Source organism: Limnobacter sp. (genome assembly GCF_036405155.1).
Lineage (GTDB): Bacteria > Pseudomonadota > Gammaproteobacteria > Burkholderiales > Burkholderiaceae_B > Limnobacter.
Genome location: NZ_DASWYD010000007.1, coordinates 637,533 through 662,702 on the forward strand (window position 1 = coordinate 637,533; position 25,170 = coordinate 662,702).

Genomic DNA, 25,170 nt, shown 5'->3' on the forward strand with positions numbered 1-25,170 from the left:
CGCACTGATCGCGCATAGACCGTTGAAAGATTCACCTAGCGTTCAGTCCTGCGTGTACACATCGATCACACATCAATATTGCTCGCCTTCAACGCATTGCTCTCAATAAATGCCCTGCGGGGCTCCACTTCATCACCCATCAGCGTCGTAAAAATTTGGTCTGCCGCAATGGCGTCTTCAATTTGCACGCGCAACAAACGGCGCACAGCGGGGTCCATGGTGGTTTCCCACAACTGCGAGGGGTTCATTTCGCCCAAGCCTTTGTAGCGTTGCTTGCTGATGGAACGCTCGGCTTGCTCACGCAGCCATTGCATCGCCTCGCGGAAGCTTTGCACAGCCTGCACTTTCTGTTTGTCGCCTTCACCGCGCTGCATTTCAGCACCTTCGCTGATCAAACCTTTGAAAGTTTTAGCAGCATGCGCCAGCAATGGGTAGTCGGCACCGTGAACAAAGTCAGGGTCGATGGTGGTCACGCGCACATTGCCATGGTGGCGGCGGTGCACCAGCACACGGTGCTTGTCGCTTTGTTCATCAAACTGGGCAAACACACTCATGATGGTGGGGTCAAGCACAGCCTGCAATTTCTCGGCCGTGGCTTTGGCGCCTTCAGCCGTGTCCAGGTCCAGCTCCACGCCTTCCACAATCGCATTCAGCACATCGGCATCAATAATTCGGCTTAAGCGCCCCACCACCGATTCAACCAACACAAACTGACGCGCCAGTTCTTCCAATGCTTCACCGGTGATGGCAGCCTTGCCGGCACCCGGCACCAGCGCTGCTTTTTCCAACGCAATTTTCAGCATGTATTGCGCTTCTTCCTGATCGTCTTTCAGGTAGCGCTCTTCCTTGCCGTGCTTCACTTTGTACAGCGGTGGCTGGGCAATGTACACATGGCCTTTTTCAACAAGCTCTGGCATTTGGCGGTACAGCAGTGTCAGCAACAGTGTGCGAATGTGTGCACCGTCCACGTCCGCATCGGTCATGATGATAATGCGGTGGTAACGCAGCTTTTCTAGGTTGAAATCGTCTTTGCCAATGCTGGTGCCCAAGGCAGTGATCAGCGTGGTGATTTGTTCCGAGGTCAGCAGCTTGTCAAAGCGCGCTTTTTCCACGTTCAGCACCTTGCCGCGCAACGGCAAAATCGCCTGGAATTTGCGATCTCGGCCTTGCTTGGCCGAGCCACCCGCCGAGTCACCCTCGACGATGTACAGTTCGCATTTGGCGGGGTCACGTTCCTGGCAATCCGCCAGCTTTCCGGGTAGGCCAACACCGTCCAATACGCCCTTTCGGCGAGTCATTTCACGGGCTTTGCGGGCTGCTTCGCGCGCGCGCGCAGCTTCCACAATTTTGCTGCAAATCAGCTTGGCATCGTTGGGCTTTTCTTCCAGGAATTCACTGAGCACTTTGGCCACAATGTCTTCCACTGGGGCGCGCACTTCGCTCGACACCAGTTTGTCTTTCGTCTGGCTGGAAAATTTTGGCTCGGGCACTTTGACCGACAGCACGCAGCACAGGCCTTCGCGCATGTCATCGCCCGTCACTTCCACTTTCTGTTTTTTGGCAATTTCATTGACTTCAATGTACTTGCCAATCACGCGGGTCATGGCGGCGCGCAAACCCGTCAGGTGGGTACCACCATCCCGCTGTGGAATGTTGTTGGTGAAGCACAGCACCGACTCGTTAAACCCATCGTTCCATTGCATGGACACTTCAACACCAATGCTGGTGCCGGGAATACCGCCGTAGGTTTCCGCTGGGCGCTCACCCGCTGCGTAAAAGGTGTTGGGGTGCAGAATTTTTTTGTTGGCATTGATGAATTCCACAAAACCCATCACACCGCCGCTGCCGGCAAAGTCGTCTTCCTTGCCGGTGCGTTCGTCTTTCAAACGAATGCGAACACCGTTGTTCAGGAAGCTCAGTTCGCGCAGGCGCTTGGCCAAAATTTCATAATGAAAATCGTGGTTCTGCTGAAAAATATCGGTGTCGGGCAGGAAGTGAACTTCCGTGCCGCGCTTGTCGGTGGTGCCCACCACTTTCATGGGCGACACTTCCACGCCGTCCACGGTTTCCAGAATGCGGTTTTGAACAAACCCGCGTGAAAACTCCAGCTGGTGAACCTTGCCGTCCCGGCGCACTGTGAGGCGCAGCCAGGTGGACAGCGCGTTCACGCAGCTCACACCCACACCGTGCAAACCACCGGACACCTTGTAGCTGTTCTGGTTGAATTTACCGCCAGCATGCAACTCAGTGAGTGCAATTTCAGCGGCTGAGCGCTTGGGCTCGTGCTTGTCATCCATTTTGACGCCGGTCGGAATACCCCGCCCGTTGTCGATCACGCTGATCGAGTTGTCCGCATGGATGGTGACCACAATGTCGTCACAGTGGCCTGCCAAGGCCTCGTCAATTGAGTTGTCTACAACCTCAAACACCAAGTGGTGCAAGCCGGTGCCGTCCGACGTGTCGCCGATGTACATGCCCGGCCGTTTGCGAACCGCTTCCAGGCCTTCCAGAATCTGAATGGCACCTTCGCCATAGTCAGCGCCGTTGGAGGGTGCCGGAACGGCACCGCTGTCGAGTGTGTCTGAAGTCATAGGGTCTTGTTGTAGTGTCCGGTTCAAATGCGCATGGGCATGACGACGTACTTGAAGTCGTCCTTGCCCGGGTTGGTCACCAGCGCGCTGCTGTTGCCATCCTGCAAGGTGAATTGAACGGTTTCCGATTTCAGGTTGTTGAGCACATCCAGCAGGTAGTTTACGTTAAAACCCACGTCAATCTCGGGGCCTTGGTAATCCACCTCCAGTTCATCCCGCGCTTCTTCCTGGTCGCTGTTGTTGGCCACCACGGTCAACAGGCCAGCACCCAGCACCCAGCGAATGCCGCGGAATTTGTCGCTGGTCAAAATGGACGCACGCTGCAGGGAGTGCAGCAGGGTGTCGCGGCTCATGACGACCTTGTGCTGGTGGTTTTTGGGAATGACCCGTTGATAGTCCGGGAATTTGCCTTCCACCAGTTTGGTGATCAGCGTGATGTCGGAAAACGTGAATTTGGCCTGGTTGGCAGCCAGGTCGATGGTGACCGGGTCATCGGTTTCAGCCAGCAGGCGGGACAATTCCAGCACGGTTTTGCGGGGAATGATCACCTCATGCTTGCCTGCGCCACCTTGACCGGCGGCTTCAGCATACGCCAGTCGATGCCCATCGGTGGCCACCGCGCGCACATGGGCGGCGTCAATCACCAACAACACGCCGTTGAGGTAGTAACGCAGGTCTTGCTGGGCCATGGAAAAGTGCACCATGCCCAACAGGTTTTTCAGCATTTTTTGGGGCAAGGTGATTTGTGTCAGCCATTCCTTGGGCTCTTGCACCAGCGGAAAGTCTTCCGCAGGCAGTGTTTGCAGGGCAAACCGGCTTTTCTTGGCCTGAACAGTCATCTTTTTGCCATCGAGCTTGACCACCACGTCCGATTCATCGGGCAGTGAACGAAGAATGTCCAGAAATTTGCGAGCAGCCACGGTGGTTGCTGTGTCTCCACCCCCTTCGCCCACATCTGCCGAGGTTTGAATCTGCATTTCAATGTCAGACGACAGCAGTGTTAATACACCGCCGTTTTTCTTCAGCAGGATGTTGGCCAGCACAGGCAAGGTGTTCCTGCGTTCCACAATGTTGCTGACGATTTGCAGTTTTCGAACCAATGCATCGCGTGAGCTATGAATCAATTCCATTCAATATTTCCTTATAGGATTAGGTAATAGAGTGGATCACTTTGTGTGGATAACCCTATTTTCCCTTTTTATTTGAGTGTTTTAGGTTCTTTCAAAACGGGTGTAAAACTCAGCGGACTGGTTCTGCACACTGTGGATAACTTTTTGAGCTTCTTCGAGGTTCTTTTTTTTCTGTGGATAAGTCCGCTTGTTGTTCAAGGTTTTTACAGACTTATCCACAATTCTAAATCAACCGGCCGGGCTTGTTGCTCAACCTTTCAAGGTTTGGTCCAATACATGCAGGGCGTGGTTTAATTCGGCCGACTGGTTGCGCAGCTCGGTGATTTTGTTCACGGCGTGCAGCACGGTCGTGTGGTCTCGCCCGCCAAACAACTCACCGATTTCCATGTAGCTTTTCTCGGTCAATTCCTTGGCCAGGTACATGGCCACTTGCCGTGGCAGCACAATGTTGGCTTGGCGGCGTTTCGAGAACATGTCGGCCACTTTGATTTTGTAATAGTCCGCCACAGTCTTCTGAATGCTTTCAACCGACACCTGACCATGGTGCACCGAAATCATGTCCCGCAAGGCCTCACGCACCAGGTCCATGGTCACGGGCTTGTTGTGGAAAGAGGCAAAGGCCATGATGCGGCGCAGGGCACCTTCCAGTTCACGGATGTTGGACCGCATGTGTTTGGCCACAAAAAAGGCCACGTCTTCCGAGAACTGGATTTTTTGTTGTTCGGCCTTTTTCAGCAGAATGGCCACCCGCATTTCGAGCTCGGGTGGTTCAATGGCCACCGTCAAACCGCTGTTGAATCGGGAAATCAGGCGGTCATCCATCCCTTGAATGTCTTTGGGATAGGTGTCGCTCGTGATGATGATTTGCTTTTTGGCCGCAATCAGTTGTTCAAAGGCATAGAAAAACTCTTCCTGCGTGCGGCTTTTGCCGGCAAAAAACTGAATATCGTCAATCAGCAACAGGTCGAGCGAATAGTACGAGCGTTTGAATTCTTCAAAGGCCTTTTTTTGATAGGCCTTCACCACATCGCTCACATACTGTTCTGCGTGGATGTAGCGAATTTGCGCGTGAGGGTTACTCTCCAGGAGCCGATTGCCGATCGAATGGATCAGGTGGGTTTTACCCAAGCCCACGCCACCGTACAAAAACAGGGGGTTGTAGCTCACGCCCGGGTTGGCCGCCACTTGCTCGGCCGCCGCGCGTGCCAGTTGGTTGGCGCGGCCCGATACAAAGTTGGAAAAGCACAGGTCCCGATTCAGGCGGCTGCGCTCGTAGACCGAAGTGGCGACTTCATCCCGGCGTAGGGTGTCCACCGGTGCAGCTTTTGCTGGTGCCTGGTTGGATGGTGCCGTGGCCGAATCGCGTTGCCCAGCGCTGGGGCTTGGCGGTGCAGTGCGGGCCGCCACCTGCCATTGAATGTCAATGTCGCAGCCAAAGTACTCGCTGGCCAACTCGGTAAAGCGGCCACCATAATTGTTGAGCACCCAGTCCAGTTTGAAGCGGTTGGGTGCTGCCAGGGCCAGGCTACCGGCATTTTCGTCATAGTTGACCACTGTGAGGGGCTCAATCCACAGCTTGACTTGTTGGGCCGGGATTTCTTTTTTCAGCGCCTCAACACAGTGGGTCCAGAATTGATCTATCACAGTCACAGCAACCTTGTAGTGCCCGCCAGGGCATAAAAAATGGATTCTCGCTAAGCGCTCCATTGTATCCAAACCCCCACGGATGAAGCGGTGGCATCGGTAAGTTCTTGTGTTTCGACAGATTTCCCTATCAATTTCAATAAAACCCCTCTATAATTTCGGGTTCTCTACACGCTAACACATTGGGTTTGCCATGAAACGCACATACCAACCTTCGAAAGTACGCCGTCAACGCACCCACGGCTTCCTGGTTCGCCAACGCACCCGTGGTGGCCGCGCTGTTATTCGCGCCCGTCGCGCCAAAGGTCGCGCCCGTTTGTCCGTCTAAGTGTGTTTGCTCGCGCAGCGGCCGGTTGCTCAATGACTGACCAGCCCGCCCGCGCCAGCAATGCATCCGGATGCGCCCAATTGATCTGTCGGAATCGTTTTCTGACCTGCTGAAAACCCGGCCGGTTAATAAAACTGCCCGGCTGATGCTGCACGCCATTCCGGATGAAGCCGGTACCCGCTTCGGCATTTTGATCCCCAAACGGCTTGCCAAACGCGCTGTGGACCGAAACACCTTGAAGCGATTGGCTCGCGAAGCTTGCCGCGCTCACCTGGTGAATTATCAAGGCCAAGTCTTGGTCAGGCTCACCAAACCGGTTGGTCAAATCGGCCATTCTCAGAGGGCAGACTGGTGGACGGAACTTCATCAACTCCTCGATTGTCTCTCGCAGCACGCGCCATAAGTGGTTTGGTGCGTGGGTACCAGCTCGGCATCAGCCCGATGTTTGCGCCATCCTGTCGTTTTTACCCCAGTTGTTCAGCCTACGCGCTTGAAGCAGTTAGAATGCATGGCGCATGGCGGGGCACGGCATTGGCCTTGGGTCGAATTTGCCGTTGCAACCCCTGGAACGCCGGGGGGATCGACCTGGTGCCCGGGTCTTCCGAACAAAACTTGCCCCAACCGCCCAATGCGCCACAAACGCACCGTCACAATGCCTAGTTGCTAAAGGATTTCCATGGAAACGCGCCGGCTCATCTTGCTGATGATTTTTACCCTGTCCCTCATCATGCTGTGGGACAACTACCAGGCTTCCCAAGGCCATCCGACCCTGTTTGGCATGCCCACGGGTGCTGCCACCGATGCAAAGCAGACTGCCGGGGCCAGCAAAGCGGCAACGCCCGCCCAAACCAGCAATGATCTGCCCCAAGCGGCTGCAACCACGGCTTTGCCGGGTGACGCACCACCGGCCGAGCCTGTGAAGGCGACCGCCGCAGAAACGTTGACTGTTCGAACCGATGTATTGGAATTGCAGTTTTCCACCCAGGGTGGTCAGCTGATTTCTTCCAAGTTGCTCCAGCACCCCAAGGCGGGCGACCCAACATTGCCGGTTCAACTGTTTGAACAATCCGACAAACGCACCTATGTGGCGCAGGCTGGCGTGGTGGGTGTACCGGGCGCGCCCAACCACCGAACCCTGTTTGAAGTGGTTCAAAAACCTGGCGAGTTGACCGTCGAAAAACCCACCCAGCAACTCAAGTTGCGTGCAGTGGCTGGCAATGTTGAAACCCTGTATGTGTACACCTTCACCAAGGGCAGCTACCAGATCGGTTTTGAAATGGACGTGAAAAACCTGGGTGACCAGGCAGTCACACCCAGCGCCTATGTTCAAATCACGCGCGATGGCAACCCACTGTCCACCGATTCCAAATTCTATTCCACCTTCACCGGCCCGGCTGTGTACAGTCCTGAGGGCAAGTATCAAAAGGTGAAGTTCGAAGCCATCAACAAAAACTCCGCCGAATACATCAAGAAAACCGATGCCGGCTGGGTGGCCATGGTGCAACATTATTTTGTATCGGCCATTGTGGCCCAGGCTGGCCCGCGCGAAAACTTCATCCGCAAGGTGGAAGACAACCTGTATTCCTTCGGTGTGGTGAGCCCATTGGGCTCTGTTGCCCCCGGCCAAACGGCCAAGTACACCAGTGTCGTGTACACCGGCCCTCAAGACCAACGCGTGCTGGAAAAAGTGGCCCCTGGCCTTGAACTGGTGGTGGATTACGGCTGGTTGACCGTGATTGCGCAACCCATTTACTGGTTGCTGGAAAAAATCCACTCGGTGGTTGGCAACTGGGGCTGGGCGATTGTGCTGCTCACCCTGTTGATCAAGCTCGCGTTCTTCCCTTTGTCGGCGGCCAGCTACAAGTCCATGGCCAAAATGCGCAAAATTGGCCCGCGCATGCAAGCCATGAAGGAACAGTACGGCGACGACAAAATGGGCTTCCAGCGCGCCATGATGGACATGTACAAGCGCGAGAAGATCAACCCCTTGGGCGGATGTGTGCCGATTGTGATTCAAATCCCGGTATTTATCTCCTTGTACTGGGTGTTGCTGGCCAGTGTGGAAATGCGCAATGCACCCTGGTATTGGGTGGCCGACCTGGCCTCGCCCGATGACTTGATCACCCGCCTGCTGCCCATCACCTTGGGTTTCAAGCTGGGTATTTTACCCATCGTCATGGCCATCACCATGTTCATCCAGACCAAGTTGAACCCCACACCACCTGACCCTGTTCAGGCCAAGGTGATGATGGTGATGCCACTGGTGTTCTCGGTGATGTTTGTGTTCTTCCCGGCGGGTTTGGTGCTGTACTGGGTGGTGAACAACATCCTGTCCATCACGCAGCAGTGGGTGATCACCCGTCGAATTGAATCAGGTGCTGAGCAGTAATTCAGACCCCATCGTGGCCATCGCCACTCCACCTGGCAAGGGTGGGGTGGGGGTGCTGCGGTTTTCCTTTCCTTTGGCTGCACAGTGCGAATCGTTCTGTGAGGCTTTCCTCCAAAAAATTCCAGCCGTTCGAATGGCCACGCTGGTCACCCTTCGGGATGCCAGTGGCCATGCCATTGACGAAGGCATCGCCCTTCGGTTTGCTGCGCCAGCCTCGTTCACCGGTGAGCATGTACTGGAATTTCAGGGCCATGGTGGCCCAGCAGTGTTGCAGGCAGTGTTGAGCCATGCACTGGCACAGGCTCAGCGATTGAGCCTGCCTTTGCGCCATGCCTTGCCGGGCGAGTTTACCCAGCGTGCGTTTTTGAACGACAAGCTGGATTTGGCCCAGGCCGAGGCCGTTGCGGACTTGATTGACGCGCAATCTGTGGGTGCAGCCAAAGCAGCGGCTGCCTCGTTAACCGGTGTGTTCTCACACCAGGTGACGGCACTGGCCGATCGCATCACCCACCTTCGTTTGTTGTTGGAAGCCACCTTGGATTTTCCCGAAGAAGAAATTGAGTTTCTGGAAAAGGCCGATGCGAAAGGGCAGTTGCAGGCGATTTTGAATCAGCATGCCGAGCTGACCTTGTTGGCCCAAGAGGGTGTGAAATTCCGGGATGGGCTTCGCATTGTGCTGGTGGGGCCTCCCAATGTGGGCAAGTCCAGCCTGTTGAATGCGTTGGCCGGTGAAGAGGTGGCCATTGTGTCGCCTGTGGCAGGCACAACCCGCGATCGCATTGTTCAAGAGTTGAACATCCGCGGCGTGCCCGTGGTGTTGGTGGACACCGCAGGCCTTCGCGACACCGACGACGTGGTGGAGAAAATCGGCATCGACCGAACCCTGAAGTCCATTCAGGAAGCCGATTTGTTGATGGTGCTGCACGATGCAACAAATGCGGCGCTGGCCGCCATCGATTTGCCAGAATCTGCATCAAATTTGCCGCGCATCATGGTTTGGAACAAGGCCGACTTGTTGCCGCAACACCCGCAGAACAGCGGTGAAGACCAGTGCTGGGTATCGGCGAAAACAGGCGAAGGGCTGGAGTTGCTAAAGGATGCGATTCTTCACAAGGTGGGTTTTAACCACGCACCGGAACACGGATTCATGGCCCGCCAACGGCATGTGGATGCCCTGAAGGCCTGCCGTGCCCACCTGGAGCTTGCACACGCCTATGCCCTGCAGGACGATCGCATTCTCGACCTGTTTGCCGAGGAGCTGCGCTTGGCCCACGATGCCTTGGGTGAAATCACCGGGCGATTGTTGCCCGATGATTTGTTGGGTTTGATCTTCAGCCGTTTCTGCATCGGCAAGTAGATCGCAGAGTATGTCGCTCAGTGTTGACTGATCAGTTGCCCTTGCAACCATGCGTCGGTGACTTGGTGAGCGGCCAAGTGGGTTTCCGATTCAAACACCAGGGCCAAAAACGCCAAGTGGTCGACCAGCGCGTGCAATCGCATCTGGACATCTTGGTGAACCCTGTCGCCACGGCTTTGTGTCATCGCTTGTGCAATGGTGTCCAGGTGGCCTGCCAGCAGCGTTTCAACCGTGGGTTTGTCATGGGCCCATTGGCGCAATTGCAACAGCACTTCCAGGGTGCGCCCTGTTTGGTGGGTGTGGGCAATGCGGTGTGCAAACCGGCTCAGTGTGGTGGCCACATCACCCAGTTCATGCACGATGGGTGGATCCATCACCTCCATGGGCATTGGAATGATCTGGTCGAGATTAAACAGTTCGTTGCGGAGGACTGCGCTCATGATGTGAACCCCGGTTGTGCGATGGTTCAATCCTATGAAAGAAATTCTGCGGTTGGACCTCACAGAACGGGGGATACCCAGTCCGTGGCACCCCTCTTTTAGGCTGTACAGACCATTGCCGGACGAATTACGATAGAGGCCATAATTCATACAATGATTGAAACATCGCCATGGCTGCACCTGTACACCTGATTCTCATTCTGGAAGACCACCCGGTGGTCTCGATGGTGGTCGAAGACGCCTGCAAGGACCTGGTGACTGATGTGAATATTCAAGTGGTCAATTCAGTGAAATTGGCCCGTGAGTTCACACTCCAGAATCCATCGGTGCTGATTGCCGACTTGAATCTGCTCGATTCCAAAGGGGCGGACACCTTGCAATGGATTCAAGGTGCCTTTTCTTCCACGCCAACCTTGATCTACACCGGCGATGCTGACCCGGCCTTGCGATTGCAGGCAGAGCAGGGCAATGCCCTTTGGCTGTCTAAAAACGCGCGGCAAAGTGAATTGTTTGAGTGCATTGAACAGTTGCTTCAGCGATCAGGGGTTTTGGCCAAAGGCCATCAAGACGCGTTTAGTGCCCACAACGAGCACCATTCGGACATTGTGGCCTACCCGGGTGCAAAGCCATTGACTTGGCGACAAGTCGAGATCATGACCCTGACTGCACAGGGTATGTCTGCCAAGCAGGTGGCGCAAAACATGGGCTTAAGTCCTGAGACCGTTCGCGGGCACATTCGTGAAATTTTCCGTCGCCTGGAAGCGGCCAACAAGGCCCAGGCGGTCAGCGTGTTTTTAAAGGCGCAGTCGCGGGTGCGCAAAAAGTCGGGCGAACCCCGTTCTCCCAGTGACGCCATCGGCTAAGCCGCTTATTCCGGTGTGATCCGGATTTCCTTGACGCGCCATTGGCGTGCCAACTCGGCGAATTCTTTTTTGCTGACATAACCCAGTGCATTGGGTGAATCGGCCACCATTTGCAACATTTGTTGGCGTGAATTGGCCACCCTGGCCGGGCTGTTGGATTTGCCGATGTATTCCACCACGCGCTGGACGGTGTGAAATTCTTCAGGGCTGAAGCCGAGGGTTTTGGCAATGAATTGATTTCGATCCGGTGAGTCGTTGTTTCGATCGACCACCGACACAGGCAAAGACCCCAATTGATGGGTTCGCCCCGTGTACAAGTCGCGAAGATTGGTGACGCTGATCTGGGAGATGGGCAATTGACTGGAGCCCACCACGACCATATCCGCGTGTCCCACCCTGGGAAACGCACCCAAGCTTGCGACGACCATGGCCAGGCTGGCCAGATAGCGCATGTGCTTCACTACAAACCCTTGAAAAGACGACTATCACTGGCTCGCGTTGGCTTGAAGCGGCCCCGCGTGCTCTGTTGCTTCCATACAGCTTGTTGGAGTGTACTTCGCGATTTTTCTTAAGACAATCGCAAGACCCTTTCAAAATACAGGGTTTTTTCAGGTTTGTCCGATTTTCTGCATTCGATCCAAAGCCTCCCGAGCTTCGGCAAGAATGGTTGGCCATTGTTCAAGCACTTCCCGCATCACCCGTTGGGTTTGCGCAGGGTCTTCCAGGTCCCGATCCATTTGCGAAAAGGCGGCCTTGATGTCGTCTTTGGCCAGCATGCCCAGCACCCCGCTGGTGGAGTGGATTTCCCGGCGGAACTCGGCGTAGGCCTGGTCCTTGAGCAGTTGGCTCAGGCGGGGCACCAGGTCGTGGCTGGTCTCAATGAATTTGTTGAGGTATTTGGCCATCCGTTGAGGCTCAAATCGGTCCGTCTGGAAAATTTGCCGGGTTGACGCCGCTTTGCCGGGCGCACTCCCCGGGAGGTCTGTGGCGCACTGTTCAAAGCCCGTTAGTACCCCTTCCTGGCGTGCCAGGGCGTTTCGAACGGCGTTGTAAAGGTCTGCCTCGTGGAACGGTTTGGTGAGCACCATGTCGATGCCCAATTGGGTACAACGCACGCGTGTTTGTTCGAAGGCATGGGCAGTCAATGCCATGATGGGTGTCTGCCCATGGATGAGGTGACTCCGGATCCACGCGGACAGCTGATAGCCATCCAGCAGGGGCATCTCCAGATCGGTGATGATCATGTCGAACGGACGGTTGCGCTGCTTCAACAAATCCATGGCTTCCTGACCATCCCGGGCGCACTGGATGTTGTATTTGCGTGGTGCCAGGAAGTCGATCAACAGCTCCATGTTCAGCGGGTGGTCTTCCACCAGCAACAGGTCTGCATGCCTGAATTGCCCGCCTTGGGACGATGCAGTAAGCGCCGGGCTCACTTCGTGAGCCTCACCTTCCACGATGTGGGGATCCAGGTCGAGCAACTGAACGACATGGCGAGGCAATAGCGGCGTTGTCAGAATTTTTTGGTCGGTCAGCATGGGGTGCATTTTCAGCACCTCTGCCGAGTCTTGCGTGGACAACCAAACCCATTGGCTGGCGTGGGTTCTGGAGAGGGATATCAACTCCGCAAAGGTTTCCATGGCGTGGGGTGTGACATCACAGTCCACCACAATGATGTCGTTGCCCGTGGTGTGAATGTCTTGCCAAATAATTTGCTGAGCAGTCACTGCGGTGAGCTGAACGCCGAATTCCACAAACAGGCTGCGCATGGATTTTAGCAATTTCCCGTCTTCCGAACACAGGTACACATGGGTGTCTGTGTTGACCATCGGGCTTCTCAAGGTGGCGGGAACACCCTCCTGCAAACGAAGCTTCAGGGTGAAATTGAACACCGACCCTTTGCCCAGGGTGGATTGAACATGGATGTCGCCACCCATCAGGTGGACCAGTTCCTTGGCAATGCTCAACCCCAATCCGCTTCCGCCATACATCCGTGTGGTGCTGCTGTCGGCTTGGGTGAATTTGTCGAACACATTTTGGAGTTTGTCCTTGCTCATGCCGATGCCGGTGTCACTGACACTGAATTGAAGCGTCACCAGGTCGTCTTGGCGCTCCAGCACTTTTGCACTCACACTCACGTAGCCGCGCTGGGTGAATTTGATGGCGTTGCCAACCAGATTTTTAAACACCTGGCCAATGCGCAGCGGGTCTCCCACCAGGTTGTTCAAGATGCTTTGCATGTTCCGGCTTTTGAGGGTGTAGTGAAGCCGAATGTTTTTATGGCTGGCGGTGTTGCCCAGGGTCCCAAACACTTCTTCCAGCACATCGTCAAACCGGAACGGGCATTGTTCCAGCTTGAACATGTCCGACTCCAGCTTGGACAGGTCGAGAATGCTGTTGATCAGCGCCAACAGATTGTTGCCTGACAACTGGATTTTTTTGAGGTAATCCCGTTGTTTCTCACTCAGGTTTGTTTTCAAGGTGAGCGCCGTCATCCCAAGAATGGCATTCATGGGCGTGCGTATTTCGTGGCTCATGTTGGCCAAGAAGGAACTCTTGATTCGGGATTCATTTTTCGCCCGTTCTTTCTCCAGGTTGGCCAGATTGACTTCTTCAAGCGCCCGTTTCACCCGTTCGCTTTTTTCAAGGTCCCGTTGGAATGATCGGATCATCCGGTTAAACGCACGGGTCAGCAGAATGATTTCCTGCGTGCCCTGGTGGTTGGTGACGCGCACGGTGTAGTCGCCCTTCATGATCTCTTCGCTGGCCGTGTACAGCGAATTGATGGGGTCGATCACTCGACGCTTGATGGCCAGCAAACCGGCGCACAGGCCAACGATGAACAGCAGGGTCAGCGCAGCGTCAACGACGACACTGGTTTTGAGCTCATTGCGTGAGCTTTCTATCTGGGTCAGGTAGCGCCGTTTCTCGCGGGCGATCAGCGCTGAAATTTCAAAGGTGAGGGCGTGGGTCAATTCGATGTGCTTGCGATCGAACAACACGCCGAAGGTGTCTTTCACATCTTCCCGGGCCGTGTCGTGTTTGCCATCTTTGCCGACATAGCGGTTCATGCCTTGCGCGAAGGCATTCAACTCGCTCTTCTCAAGCTGATGTTTCAGGTCGAGAATCCGTTCTATCGCAGGCTCTTCCGGTTGAACGAACTTCAGTGAGTAGAGGCGTTCGTTCAGGTTGTCGCCCACGCCCCAAGTCACCGCCGATACTTTGCGCTGTCCAGTGATGACATCAATCCAGTAGTCGTTGCCCACAGGCTCTGAGTACACACGGCTGCCATTGTGTATGCCCACCAGGTCCAGATAATGGTTGATGTAGGTCGGGTCGCGTGTTGCCGCATACAGGGATACCAACTTGCGCATGGCCTCAAATTCGGCGAGGGTGCGCGTCAGGATGGCCTCATCGGAAGCCCAGGCCTGGTACTGGGCCTCTTGCACCGACTGCTGGTGAATGGACGCAGCCTTGGTGCCCAAGCTGATCAGGGAGAAAAGTGCAACGATCAGTGCCGTGATCCGGATCAGCAGGGACAGCTTCATGAAAAAGGTCTGTGTGAGGGTCTTTGGGGTCGATCAGTTTAACTGGCCGACACTTCTTCCAACAGCCGAGATTGTCGTTCAGCCTTGGTGAAAATCGACACGGCATGGGCACGGTTTTGAGCACCCAGGCGGACCAGCACTTCGCGCATGTGAGCACGCACGGTTTCCGGGCTGAGGTTCAAGTCGCGTGCTGCCTCTTTGGCGGTCATGCCCACGGCGATGCGTTGCATGATTTCCACTTGCCGCCACGTCAATGGCTTGCGTGAGCCTGGTGCAATGATGTTGGACTGGTACTCATTCTTGCTCTTGGTGGCATTGGCGGCGGCCATGCCCACCGCCTGCAAGGCGCGCATCACGGCATTCAGCAGTTCGTGGTAGTCGGCCGACTTGTTGACCACGGGAATGTCCATTTCTTCCAGATGGGCCTCGATCTGGGGGCTGGACAGGCCGGTGAATGCCAGAAGCTGTGCATGCGGAAATAGGGCCCGCACTCGATCGGCTGTGGAAACACCCTGTGTATCGGGCAGGTTCAGATCAAAAATCACCAATCGGTGTTGTTCGTGAACCAGGGCTTCACAGGCGGACAATTGGCTGGCTTTGGTGACCGATACGTCGGGCACATGTTCCTCCAGCATGTCAGCCAGCATCATGGCAACCACTGGGTGATCCTCAACCAACAGCACTTTGTTCAAACTCATTGCATTCTCCTGTGGAAACGGGCTTTTGCCTGCAACAGTGCAAAAACCGACACGGTGAACAAATGTTAAGTGCGCATCCCCCGCCCGGTGCCCCCGCAATTGGAGGGGGGGTGCATTTGTGCCGTTGGGTTTCCTCGGGGGTGGTCCCCCTGCAATCAGGGGGGGGTCTCTTTGGGAGGCCATTTCGACACGGCATTTGGTTTAAGGTATCTCTAGAGGGTTTGCCAGAATTGAAAAGGTGCACTATGCGAGTGAATTGCGGGGACAAGCTGGAAGTGTGGGTCGCCGAGGATTCGCCCTTTTATCGATTGGTGGTCGAAGAGGCCCTCGAGGAAATTGCCAGGGTCACCGACCTTCAGTTGGAGCTTCGAATTTTCGAACGCTTTTCCGACATCCAGGTGGCGCTCAAACTGGCGCAACGGGGCGAATGTGAATGCCCTGCGGCCGTGTTGTCGGATTTGCACTTTCCGGACAGTGCGCCCAGCGAACTGCCTGCATTGTTTGAATTTTTTGCGAGATACTGCTCAGACATTCCACTGTCGTACATGTCCTGCAACAGTGACAGCCTGATGCAGGCCCAGCGTTGGTTTGACCAAACCCATGCCGAGCATCGACCCATCCGTTTTTTGCGCAAAGACACAGACCAAACCACCCACATGCTGGTGAAGGCTTTGCATGCGATGGTCTTTGAGCCCAGGCAGCAGGCCTGCAGCACCCATCAAACAGCACACCACTAAATCAGGCTGAGACGGTTTTCCGTCAGTCGGAAAATCACCAGGAATCGGGCTTCCTGACGAATGGAATCCATGTAGGGTGACACCATGATCTCCGTTGGAATCCAGTCTCCTGCCCGGGTCAGGTAGCTGGTTTTCAGCGTGAGCTTTTGGCGACTGAGGAAAGCCACCAGCAACTTGCGCACGTCGGCAGTCGGCAATCGGTGGTCGATCAGTGTGTATGGGTTGCGGCCAACCCAACGGTCTCGCGTGGCGTCCATGTTGTGTTCAAAAGCGCGATTGACGAACAGCACTTTGAACCCTTCCTTGGCTGTTCTCAAGTCATTGGTGACCACCACCAGGTCGCGAATTTGTTCAATGGCTTCACTCAGCATGCCCAGTTCGGCACTTTCATTTTTTTGTTGGGTCACATCCCGCAAGGTCAGTGTGTACTCTTCCGCACACCGAAACAGTTGAAGCATGACCCATTTGTTGGTGGCGTTGACCCGTTGTTCCACCGGGTGCGAAAGGCCGGTGCTGCGGGCCGATTCCATGAGGCCTGCAAACAACACCAGGTCCATGTCGGGTATCCAGTCGGCCACACTTTTTGGACTGGCACAGGGATCAAATTTGCCATTCAGCAAACACTCCGCCTTCCGATTGGCGTGTGTGATCCGGAATTGATCGTCCATTTCGATCAATCCATCGGTCAACTGGTCCACCATGGTGGCGTATTCCGGGATGATCTGCGACACATTGTCATGCAGTCGGCGGTGGGTGAACGGCGCATCTTCCTTGATCAGGCATTCAAAATGCACGACCGCTTGCCCCGCGCTGAAAATGCTTTTCTTGATCGGCGGTTCAATCAACAATTCAAAGAACCGGGATTTGTTGCGGCGCAAGTTGATCTTGATGACCAATTGTTGTTCAACGCCTGTTTTGAAGCACCGCCGAAGCGCGGACTCAAAGGCATGGCGGTAAGCCTCGTCACACAGGTCCAGCAGGCTCAAGCGCCTGTTCTGCGGGGTAAAGGCGTCCTCGTTGCCGAGCGCGACGCCGCGGATTCCGCCTTTGCTGTCGAGCTGCAGGCGCCCCGCCTGGACGTCTTTCAAGAACAGCGCCGGATAGGTCTTGAGGGCCGACCACGGCGACATGTCTTGCGTCAATGCTGGCTGTTTGGTCAGCGGCAGATCACGGTACAAGCCGGCCTTGCTGAGTGATTTTTCGTGTGCATCCACCAGAATCTGGTCGATTGTTTCATCGAGAATTTGGGACTTCATATGCCATTGCGTCTCTGACTGCCACGCCCTCCCTTCCAAACAGGCTACAGGGATGTCCTTGTGTCGAGGTTACCCTTTTTAAGGGTACCCCCTTCGTGTTCATCGTTAGGGGGCTTTGGCGAGGGCAGCGCGAATGGCTTCAACCCGGTTTCTGTTCACACCGAAGTCGGCATAGCCTGTGCGTGATGATGAGCGGATTTGCAGCACCTTGTTGGTGTTGTCCAGTCGGATTTCCACATCGTCGACAAATCCAAAAACAGCGCTGGTGAAGGTTGCCGCCAGGTAATTGTCTTCGGTGGCGACGACATCTGCGCCCATGTCGGCCAGCACTTCCTGAACAAAAAGCAACGGCTCTTCACCCATCTTGTCAGTCAATGGAATGGGCGCGATGGAATGCGCAGAATCGGCACCGCGTTCACTGACCACGCAGTGCGGTGCACTGGGGCATGGTTTGAGCTGTCCGTTTTCCAATCCGGGTGGTGAACCCGACTGCGAATAAATACCAAAACCGAACATTGCCAATACCACGGCGACAGCGATCATGACCACCCCTAATGCGACTCTTTTCACGCGATGTGTTCCCATCGAATATACTTTGACCACCAATGTAACCCAAAGCAGCAGTGAACCTCTACCCCTCCCTGTCCAAACGCGATGGCAGCCAGTGGCTGGTGTGGTTGGCCAGTGCCTCGCGCCACATGCCCGAGCTTGGGCGGGCCTTGCAGTTTCTCCAGTCCGTGTCGGAAGTATTGGACGATGCGGAAACCCTCGACGCTCGACAGGTGTCGCAGCGACTTCGACAAGCCGGTGGCAAGTACATCGGGCAGGCGCGATGCCCCTCTGCTGCGTCCTGCGACAAAATCGCTTGCCGCTTGGACACTTTGGGCGCGTGGTTGGGTGAGGAATTGCACCGCGGTCAGCATTCCAGCGCGGTGGTGGAGGCCTTGTTGGGCTTGGGTTCGCATGTGTTGCTGCGGGTGTTTGGTCAATGTGAGGGGGCCGATGACCGCGCCGGCGTGCTGGTTCGTTCTGTTCGTCAGTTTGTGCTGGACTGGTTAAGCGGCTTGGCGACGCTGCCGCAATCACCCATGGAGCGTGCCCTCACGGTGTATCCCGTGGCCTTGCAGGACCAGCTTGGGATTGTGGAGCCTGCGGTCTGGTGGAAGGTTCTTGCGTCCACAGACCGTGCTGTGCTCACCGGTCTGATTGAGGAAGACATTCGGGCCATGGCCGAGACCCAGCCTGCCGCTGCCGTCAATTGGCGTTCGTTTGACAAGCGTTGGCGGCGCCTGCGGTTAAAAGGGCTGCTGGAATACCTCGGCGAGGTGTTTTTATTGTCGGAGTTGCTGCGCAAGTCGGCGGTGGATGACTTTGAAGCTGCACAAGCTATTGCGCAAATGCGTTTGGCAGGCCGTGCCCGGGAGGCCATTGCACAAGCGGAGCAATGGATGCGCGCTTTGCCCAAAAGCCCTGTGTTGGCATCTGCGCTCTTTGATTTGTACAAGGCCGATGGATGGGACGATGAGGCTTTGGCCTTGGCCATTCAGCAGTACGAATATGATCCGCACCCAGACTGGATTGAGCGCTTGTCGGCACTGAACACCCCGGCAGCCCGGGCGCAAGCAGCATCGTGGCGTCGCGCTTAGTGTGTGCTCCGTGTCTGAATTAGTCGCCCAGCAAGTCCATTTGCCCTTTGCGGGTTAAAAACCGAAACTGCTCAAGAACTGTTTTCCCACTGGCGTTGGCATGCCGGACGATTGCATCGCCTGCTTTCAGGCTGCCTGTCTGCACCACCCGCAAGTACCAGCCGCAGTTGCCTTGCTGCACCATGTCTTTGGGTGCGTTGCCGTAGCCCATGCGAATGGCAAATTTAAAGCAGGGTTCGCGTGGGTCCGTGACCCGCAAACGCACGCCGCCAATCTCCAGTTCGTCACCCAGGCGGACTTCACTTTCCAGCAGACCTTCCACCACCAGGTTCTCGCCCAGCATGCCCCACAGCAAATTGGAATCCAGGTTGTGGGCCTGTCGCCGCAATTGCCAAAAGGAATAGTGTTCCGCGGGCATCATGTACACCGCTTTGTCCAAACCGCCATGCACACTGAGATTGCATTGCTCGTCGCCTTGCAGGCCCAGTTTTTTCAGTTCGACGGGGTTGGGCTCGTGCAGCGTGCTCACGGCCTTTTTGTTGATGCCGGATGCCACGGTTTTGACATCGCCTGCTGCGGTTCGGTAGAGGAGGGGGGCAACAGTGCCGGTACAAATCGCCAATAGTTTCATCGTGGTGGGTGCGCAACAAAATACCCCACTTTAACCGGCCTTTTGCGGAAAGCAAACACCAGGGCGGAACACTTCATGAAAGCCATAGAAAAATATTATTTCCGTTTGGCGACAACATGTTAAACTCAAAGGCTATGCTGATGGCGGGCCGTTTTTGCCCAGCCTGGTGTAATCCCGATTCCAGATGGATGAGTGTTCGCGAACGGGGGTTGTATCCCGGTTTGCTTGAGCGCTCCACTGTTGAGTCGCTGCCTTGCGCCGAGCCACCCCGCCTCACACACAGAATTACATTTGTCGATCTGGAGGTTTTACATGAGTGCAGTACTGTCTATGGTCAATTCGACCGTGCCAACGTACGTGAAGCACAAAAAACTGGTTGCTTGGGTGCAGGAAATTGCTGCCCTCACAGAGCCAGCCAACATCGTTTGGTGTGACGGCTCTGAAGCCGAATACAACCGCCTGTGTGATGACATGGTCAAAGCAGGCACCCTCAAGCGCCTGAACCCCGAACTGCGCCCCAACTCTTACCTCGCATGGTCCGATCCCTCGGATGTGGCCCGCGTGGAAGACCGCACCTTCATTTGCTCCGAGCGCAAGGAAGATGCTGGCCCCACCAACAACTGGGAAGAGCCTGCCAAAATGCGCGCAACGCTGAACGGTTTGTTCAAGGGTTCCATGCGCGGTCGCACCTTGTACGTGATTCCATTCTCCATGGGCCCCTTGGGCAGCCCCATCGCACAAATTGGCGTTGAGTTGTCCGACTCGGCCTACGTGGTGGTGAACATGCGCATGATGACCCGCATGGGCAAAGCCGTGTACGACGTGTTGGGTGAAGATGGCGAGTTTGTGCCCTGCGTGCACACCGTGGGCGCACCCCTGCAAGCCGGCCAGAAAGACGTGGCCTGGCCTTGCAACCCCGACACGAAGTACATTGTTCACTACCCAGAAACCCGTGAAATCTGGTCCTACGGTTCGGGCTACGGTGGCAACGCCTTGTTGGGTAAAAAATGCCTGGCCTTGCGCATTGCATCGACCATGGGCCGCGACCAAGGGTGGTTGGCTGAGCACATGCTGATCCTGGGTGTGACATCACCTGAAGGCAAGAAGTACCACGTGGCGGCTGCATTCCCATCCGCCTGCGGCAAAACCAACTTCGCCATGTTGATTCCACCAGCCTCCATGAACGGTTGGAAAGTGACCACCATTGGCGACGACATTGCGTGGATCAAACCCGATGCCAACGGCAAGCTGCGCGCCATCAACCCCGAGGCGGGTTATTTCGGCGTTGCCCCGGGCACCAACACCAAAACCAACTCCAACTGCATGGCGTCGCTGAACGAAAACGTGATTTTCACGAACGTTGCGCTGACTGATGAAGGCGATGTGTGGTGGGAAGGTTTGACCAAGGAAGCGCCTGCGCACCTGGTGGACTGGACTGGCCAGGACTGGACCCCCGATTGTGGCCGCAAGGCATCGCACCCCAATGCACGCTTTACGGTGGCAGCTCAGCAAAACCCCGTCATCGACAACAACTGGGACAATCCAGAGGGTGTTGTCATCGACGCATTCATTTTCGGCGGTCGTCGCTCCACCACCGTGCCGTTGGTGACCGAAGCCCGCAACTGGGTGGAGGGTGTGTACATGGCAGCGACCATGGGCTCTGAAACCACGGCTGCTGCGTTTGGTCAACAAGGCGTGGTTCGCCGTGACCCGTTCGCCATGCTGCCTTTCTGTGGCTATAACATGTCCGATTACTTCCAGCACTGGTTGAACTTGGGTGAAAAGCTGCAAAGCACCGGCGCCAAGCTGCCCAGCATTTTCTGCGTCAACTGGTTCCGCACCGACGAAAATGGCAAGTTCATTTGGCCGGGTTTTGGCGACAACATGCGTGTGTTGAAGTGGATGCTGGAACGTGTTGAAGGCAAAGGGCAGGGCGTTGAGCATGTGTTTGGCACATCGCCTCGTTACGAGGACCTGACCTGGGATGGGCTGGACTTCACGCAGGCCCAGTTCAACGCCATCACCTCAATTGACAAGGCTGCATGGGCGAAAGAGCTGGAACTGCATGCCGAATTGTTTGAGAAGTTGAAGCACAACCTGCCTAAGCAACTGGAAGAGACCAAAGCGGTGATCGCTGGTCGTTTGGCTGCCTGATTGTTCTGATTTGTTTTTGATGCGGTTCACACCAGAGCCGCAACCCAGCGGGCGCCCACAAGGCGCCCGTTTTTATTGGACCCCAGCGCGGCTGGTCTGCGGGTTTGATCCGATGGACGTTTTTCCGCCCTTGCGTTGTAATTCCCACCTGTTCAGCGCAACCACCTCACCATCTCCCCATGTTTCCTGATTCTCTTGATGCATTGACGCTGATCGCCTTGTGCATGGCCTCCTTTGGTGCGGGTTTGATTGATGCCATGGTGGGCGGTGGCGGGCTCATTCAGGTGCCCGCCTTGTTTGGTCTGTTGCCGGGGCAGGGTCATGCCACCTTGTTGGGCACGAACAAAATCTCCAGTGTGGTGGGCACCTCATTCGCGGCGTATCGTTATTCCAAAGCCATTCAAGTGCCTTGGAATGCCGTGCTTCCGGCCACGGTGATGGCCCTGTTTGGCGCTTATGCCGGTGCCTATGTGGTGACACAAATTTCAACGGAGGTGCTCCGCCTGCTGTTGCCCGTTTTGCTGGTGGCAGTGGCGGTATACACCTTCGTTCGGAAAGATTTGGGCTCGGTGCATGCGCCCAAGTACACCCGGGAACATGAACGCCTATTCGGCGCCCTGCTGGGTTTGGCCATTGGTTTTTATGATGGTTTTTTTGGGCCGGGTACAGGATCGTTTTTGATGGTCGCTTTTGTGGTGTTTTTTGGGTTTGATTTTTTGGCGGCCACCGCGGGCGCCAAAATGGTGAATGTTGCGTGTAATTTGGCGTCCTTGGCCTGGTTTGCCCCGTCTGGACATGTGTTGTTGGGTTTGGGGTTGACCATGGCGGTGTTTAACCTGACGGGTGCAAAGGTCGGGGCGGGGTTGGCCATTCGCAAGGGCGCCGGGTTCGTCCGCAAGGTGTTGTTGCTGGTGGTTTGTTTGCTGATTCTTAAAACTGGCCACGACAGTTATGGCCCCTACCTAAGCAAGTTGTTCTGATGTTCCACGTGAAACAAGCGGGAAACTGCTTAAATTGTTTCACGTGAAACACATCGAACCCAGCCTCCAGAATGAGCGCTTGGGCATTGCAAGCCCCACAACGTATAATCCCAACTCCATCGGGGTTCGCCCCTTGGGTTGAGCATGGCGAGGTTGAGGAATGATTTATCCCGAAGAGTTTGACGTGATCGTGGTGGGCGGCGGCCATGCAGGCACCGAGGCAGCCTTGGCGTCCGCACGCACAGGTTGTAAAACCCTGTTGCTGACACACAGCATCGAAACGCTCGGGCAAATGTCCTGCAATCCGTCGATTGGCGGTATCGGCAAAGGTCACTTGGTCAAGGAAGTAGACGCGTTGGGCGGTGCAATGGCCATGGCCACCGATGAAGCTGGCATCCAGTTCCGGATTCTCAACAGTTCAAAAGGTCCGGCTGTGCGTGCCACGCGCGCCCAGGCCGACCGGGTTTTGTACCGTCAAGCGATTCGCACCCGCCTGGAAAATCAGCCCAATCTGAAAATATTCCAACAGGCTGTTGAAGACCTGATGTTGGACGGCGACCGCGTATGCGGAGCGGTAACCCAAGTGGGCATCAAGTTTCGCGCCCGGGCTGTGGTGCTCACAGCCGGAACTTTCCTGAACGGAAAAATCCATGTCGGCCTTCAGAATTATTCGGGTGGCCGTGCAGGTGATCCTCCTTCCATTACCTTGGGTGAACGTCTCAAGGAAATGAAGTTGCCACAAGGCCGATTAAAAACCGGAACCCCTCCCCGCATCGACGGCCGTAGCATTGATTTTTCTGTCATGCAGGAACAGCCAGGCGATCTTGATCCGGTTCCCGTGTTTTCTTACTTGGGGCACGCTGGCCTGCATCCCCGTCAATTGCCGTGTTGGATCACCCACACCAATCAGCAAACCCATGACATCATTCGCGGCGGTTTGGACCGCAGCCCCATGTACACCGGCGTGATTGAAGGGGTGGGGCCCCGATATTGTCCGTCGATTGAAGACAAAATCCACCGGTTTGCGGACAAGGAGTCACACCAGGTATTTCTGGAGCCGGAGGGTTTGACCACGCATGAATACTATCCGAACGGTGTGTCCACATCCCTGCCGTTTGATGTGCAGCTGAATCTGCTTCATTCCATTCGCGGTTTGGAAAACTGTTACGTGACCCGACCGGGTTACGCAATTGAGTACGATTATTTTGACCCCCGTGGTTTGAAGACCACCCTGGAAACCCGAGCCATCCAAGGTTTGTTCTTCGCCGGGCAAATCAACGGCACCACCGGTTACGAAGAGGCGGCTGCGCAAGGGTTGCTGGCAGGCGTCAATGCTGCCCTGCACACACAAGGAAAGGACCAGTGGACTCCGCGTCGGGATGAGGCCTACCTGGGCGTGTTGGTGGATGACTTGACCAGCAAGGGCGTTGCCGAGCCCTACCGGATGTTCACCAGCCGCGCGGAGTACCGCCTCAGCCTGCGGGAAGACAATGCGGACCAGCGACTGACAGCCATTGGTCGAACATTGGGTTTGGTGGACGATGTCCGTTGGGCGGCGTTCAATCAAAAACGCGAGGCTGTGGAGCTGGAGAAGCAGCGTTTGCGCAGCACATGGATCAACCCCAAGGTGATTGCGCAAGCAGAAGCAGAACGTGTTCTGGGCAAAGGCATGGATCGGGAGTACAACCTGTATGACCTCCTGAAACGCCCGGACGTTGATTACAAGGCGCTTTCAACCTTGGTAAAACTGGATGGTACGCCAGCGCTGGCGGAGCCACTGCAAAGCACAGAATTGATTCAGCAAATAGAAATCGAGGTGAAGTACGCAGGCTATGTGGCGCGGCAACAGGCTGAAGTAGAGCGGGGTGCGGGCAATGAGTCCATCCGCCTGCCGGTGGACCTGGATTACACCCAGGTGTTGGGCCTGAGCAAAGAGGTGCAGCAAAAGCTCAACGCTGCCAAACCGGACACTGTGGGTCAGGCTGGCCGTATCCAGGGCATTACCCCAGCGGCCATTTCACTGCTGCTGGTGCACTTGAAAAAGCGCAGCTTGTTGACCAGGGTGCAGGACAAGGCGGCCTCGGCGTGAGATCCGTGTCGAACAGTCGTCGCCCGCCTCCTGTCCTTGGTGCGGTTGAGCAGGGTGTGTTGGAGCAAGGCATATCTGCCTTGGGACTCAGCTTGTCGTCGACTCAAACCCGGCAATTGTTTGACTATGCGAAGCTGTTGCAGAAGTGGAATCAGGTCATTAACTTGACGGCCATACGCCAGCCCCAAGACATTGTGACGCACCATCTGCTGGACTCGCTGGCTGTGTTGCCAGCACTGTCGCAGACGCTTCAGGGCAAAGCCGATCCCACTTTGTTGGATGTTGGGGCCGGTGCTGGATTGCCCGGATTGGTCTTGGCCATTGCACAGCCCAGCTGGCAAGTCAGCTTGGTGGACACCGTGCAGAAAAAAGTGGCGTTTGTGCAGCAGGCCATTGGCGTCTTGGGCTTGAAAAATGCCCGGGCGGTGCATGCGCGGGTGGAAGAACTGCAGCACCCGCCTTTCGATTTGATTTGCTCGCGGGCATTTTCAAGCCTGGCGCTGTTCATCTCCCTAAGCCAGCACCTGCTGGCACCCTATGGCGTGTTTGCCGCGCTCAAGGGCCGGGTAGAGGTCGACAGGGATGTGCCTGAGGGTTGGCAAGTGTCCGCGCTGCATTCCATTGAGGTGCCTTTCCTTGATGAGGACAGGCACTTGTTCATCATTCAACGATAAAATTAAATTATTCAA

The 25,170-nt window shown here is 55.7% G+C and carries 22 protein-coding genes; 12 read left to right on the forward strand and 10 right to left on the reverse strand.

Features of this window, described 5'->3' with window-relative positions; genetic code table 11:
• Positions 1-65: 65 nt before the first annotated feature.
• The 3 genes from gyrB to dnaA form a co-directional block, all read right to left on the reverse strand.
• Positions 66-2,591, reverse strand: a complete 2,526-nt coding sequence (gene gyrB, locus VGE55_RS13585; RefSeq protein WP_331132213.1) for a DNA topoisomerase (ATP-hydrolyzing) subunit B — start codon at positions 2,589-2,591, stop codon at positions 66-68.
• 23 nt (positions 2,592-2,614) lie between these two features.
• Positions 2,615-3,721, reverse strand: coding sequence for a DNA polymerase III subunit beta (dnaN, locus tag VGE55_RS13590; RefSeq protein ID WP_256763322.1), 1,107 nt, complete (start codon positions 3,719-3,721; stop codon positions 2,615-2,617).
• 249 nt (positions 3,722-3,970) lie between these two features.
• Entirely contained in the window at positions 3,971-5,362 is a 1,392-nt protein-coding gene (gene dnaA, locus VGE55_RS13595) for a chromosomal replication initiator protein DnaA (protein WP_331132309.1), read from the reverse strand.
• A 196-nt stretch (positions 5,363-5,558) separates the two neighbouring features.
• Here dnaA and rpmH point away from each other — a divergent pair, with 196 nt between their 5' ends.
• The 5 genes from rpmH (at position 5,559) to mnmE (ending at position 9,439) form a co-directional block, all read left to right on the forward strand.
• Positions 5,559-5,693 carry a 50S ribosomal protein L34 gene (rpmH, locus tag VGE55_RS13600; RefSeq protein ID WP_284279709.1) on the forward strand — a complete coding sequence of 45 codons (135 nt, stop codon included), beginning with the start codon at positions 5,559-5,561 and terminating at the stop codon, positions 5,691-5,693.
• A 70-nt stretch (positions 5,694-5,763) separates the two neighbouring features.
• Complete coding sequence (locus VGE55_RS13605) at positions 5,764-6,096, forward strand: ribonuclease P protein component (protein ID WP_331132214.1); 333 nt, start codon at positions 5,764-5,766, stop codon at positions 6,094-6,096.
• A 38-nt stretch (positions 6,097-6,134) separates the two neighbouring features.
• Positions 6,135-6,353 carry a membrane protein insertion efficiency factor YidD gene (yidD, locus tag VGE55_RS13610; RefSeq protein ID WP_331132215.1) on the forward strand — a complete coding sequence of 73 codons (219 nt, stop codon included), beginning with the start codon at positions 6,135-6,137 and terminating at the stop codon, positions 6,351-6,353.
• Between the two features lie 16 nt (positions 6,354-6,369).
• A complete protein-coding gene (gene yidC / locus VGE55_RS13615) occupies positions 6,370-8,082 on the forward strand; it encodes a membrane protein insertase YidC (protein ID WP_331132216.1) in 1,713 nt (570 codons plus the stop codon).
• Positions 8,069-9,439 (forward strand): tRNA uridine-5-carboxymethylaminomethyl(34) synthesis GTPase MnmE, encoded by a 1,371-nt coding sequence (gene mnmE / locus VGE55_RS13620; RefSeq protein WP_331132217.1) that lies wholly within the window; start codon positions 8,069-8,071, stop codon positions 9,437-9,439. Before yidC ends, mnmE begins: the two co-directional genes overlap by 14 nt.
• Positions 9,440-9,456: 17 nt before the next feature.
• Here the strand turns inward: mnmE and VGE55_RS13625 are convergent, their stop codons facing one another.
• Positions 9,457-9,879, reverse strand: a complete 423-nt coding sequence (locus tag VGE55_RS13625; RefSeq protein WP_331132218.1) for a hypothetical protein — start codon at positions 9,877-9,879, stop codon at positions 9,457-9,459.
• Positions 9,880-10,049: 170 nt separating this feature from the next.
• On the opposite strand from VGE55_RS13625, the gene VGE55_RS13630 reads away from it, so the two are divergent.
• Positions 10,050-10,742 carry a response regulator transcription factor gene (locus VGE55_RS13630; RefSeq protein WP_331132219.1) on the forward strand — a complete coding sequence of 231 codons (693 nt, stop codon included), beginning with the start codon at positions 10,050-10,052 and terminating at the stop codon, positions 10,740-10,742.
• Between the two features lie 5 nt (positions 10,743-10,747).
• Here VGE55_RS13630 and VGE55_RS13635 read toward each other — a convergent pair whose 3' ends face one another.
• The 3 genes from VGE55_RS13635 to VGE55_RS13645 all read right to left on the reverse strand — a co-directional run bounded on the left by VGE55_RS13635 (position 10,748) and on the right by VGE55_RS13645 (position 14,988).
• Positions 10,748-11,194, reverse strand: coding sequence for a hypothetical protein (locus VGE55_RS13635; RefSeq protein WP_331132220.1), 447 nt, complete (start codon positions 11,192-11,194; stop codon positions 10,748-10,750).
• Positions 11,195-11,350: 156 nt separating this feature from the next.
• Positions 11,351-14,290, reverse strand: a complete 2,940-nt coding sequence (locus tag VGE55_RS13640) for a hybrid sensor histidine kinase/response regulator (protein WP_331132221.1) — start codon at positions 14,288-14,290, stop codon at positions 11,351-11,353.
• 38 nt (positions 14,291-14,328) lie between these two features.
• Positions 14,329-14,988 (reverse strand): response regulator transcription factor, encoded by a 660-nt coding sequence (locus VGE55_RS13645; protein ID WP_331132222.1) that lies wholly within the window; start codon positions 14,986-14,988, stop codon positions 14,329-14,331.
• A gap of 245 nt (positions 14,989-15,233) precedes the next feature.
• Here VGE55_RS13645 and VGE55_RS13650 point away from each other — a divergent pair, with 245 nt between their 5' ends.
• Positions 15,234-15,725 (forward strand): hypothetical protein, encoded by a 492-nt coding sequence (locus VGE55_RS13650; RefSeq protein WP_331132223.1) that lies wholly within the window; start codon positions 15,234-15,236, stop codon positions 15,723-15,725.
• Here the strand turns inward: VGE55_RS13650 and VGE55_RS13655 are convergent.
• Both VGE55_RS13655 and VGE55_RS13660 read right to left on the reverse strand, forming a co-directional pair.
• Entirely contained in the window at positions 15,722-16,981 is a 1,260-nt protein-coding gene (locus tag VGE55_RS13655) for a PAS domain-containing protein (RefSeq protein ID WP_331132224.1), read from the reverse strand. The two genes, VGE55_RS13650 and VGE55_RS13655, sit on opposite strands and share 4 nt — an antisense overlap.
• A 105-nt stretch (positions 16,982-17,086) precedes the next feature.
• On the reverse strand, positions 17,087-17,524 hold the full coding sequence (locus VGE55_RS13660; protein ID WP_331132225.1) for a DUF1499 domain-containing protein: 438 nt from the start codon (positions 17,522-17,524) through the stop codon (positions 17,087-17,089).
• An 80-nt stretch (positions 17,525-17,604) separates the two neighbouring features.
• Between VGE55_RS13660 and VGE55_RS13665 the strand changes: the two genes are divergently transcribed.
• Complete coding sequence (locus VGE55_RS13665) at positions 17,605-18,627, forward strand: hypothetical protein (RefSeq protein WP_331132226.1); 1,023 nt, start codon at positions 17,605-17,607, stop codon at positions 18,625-18,627.
• Between the two features lie 19 nt (positions 18,628-18,646).
• On the opposite strand, the gene VGE55_RS13670 is transcribed toward VGE55_RS13665, so the two are convergent.
• Entirely contained in the window at positions 18,647-19,258 is a 612-nt protein-coding gene (locus VGE55_RS13670; RefSeq protein WP_331132227.1) for an MOSC domain-containing protein, read from the reverse strand.
• Between the two features lie 312 nt (positions 19,259-19,570).
• Here VGE55_RS13670 and VGE55_RS13675 point away from each other — a divergent pair, with 312 nt between their 5' ends.
• The 4 genes from VGE55_RS13675 to rsmG all read left to right on the forward strand — a co-directional run bounded on the left by VGE55_RS13675 (position 19,571) and on the right by rsmG (position 25,155).
• Positions 19,571-21,412 (forward strand): phosphoenolpyruvate carboxykinase (GTP), encoded by a 1,842-nt coding sequence (locus VGE55_RS13675; protein WP_331132228.1) that lies wholly within the window; start codon positions 19,571-19,573, stop codon positions 21,410-21,412.
• Between the two features lie 179 nt (positions 21,413-21,591).
• Positions 21,592-22,392: a sulfite exporter TauE/SafE family protein gene (locus tag VGE55_RS13680; protein WP_331132229.1), complete on the forward strand. Its 801-nt coding sequence runs from the start codon at positions 21,592-21,594 to the stop codon at positions 22,390-22,392.
• A 160-nt stretch (positions 22,393-22,552) separates the two neighbouring features.
• Positions 22,553-24,481, forward strand: coding sequence for a tRNA uridine-5-carboxymethylaminomethyl(34) synthesis enzyme MnmG (mnmG, locus tag VGE55_RS13685; RefSeq protein ID WP_331132230.1), 1,929 nt, complete (start codon positions 22,553-22,555; stop codon positions 24,479-24,481).
• A gap of 5 nt (positions 24,482-24,486) precedes the next feature.
• On the forward strand, positions 24,487-25,155 hold the full coding sequence (gene rsmG, locus VGE55_RS13690) for a 16S rRNA (guanine(527)-N(7))-methyltransferase RsmG (RefSeq protein ID WP_331132231.1): 669 nt from the start codon (positions 24,487-24,489) through the stop codon (positions 25,153-25,155).
• Positions 25,156-25,170 lie beyond the last annotated feature (15 nt).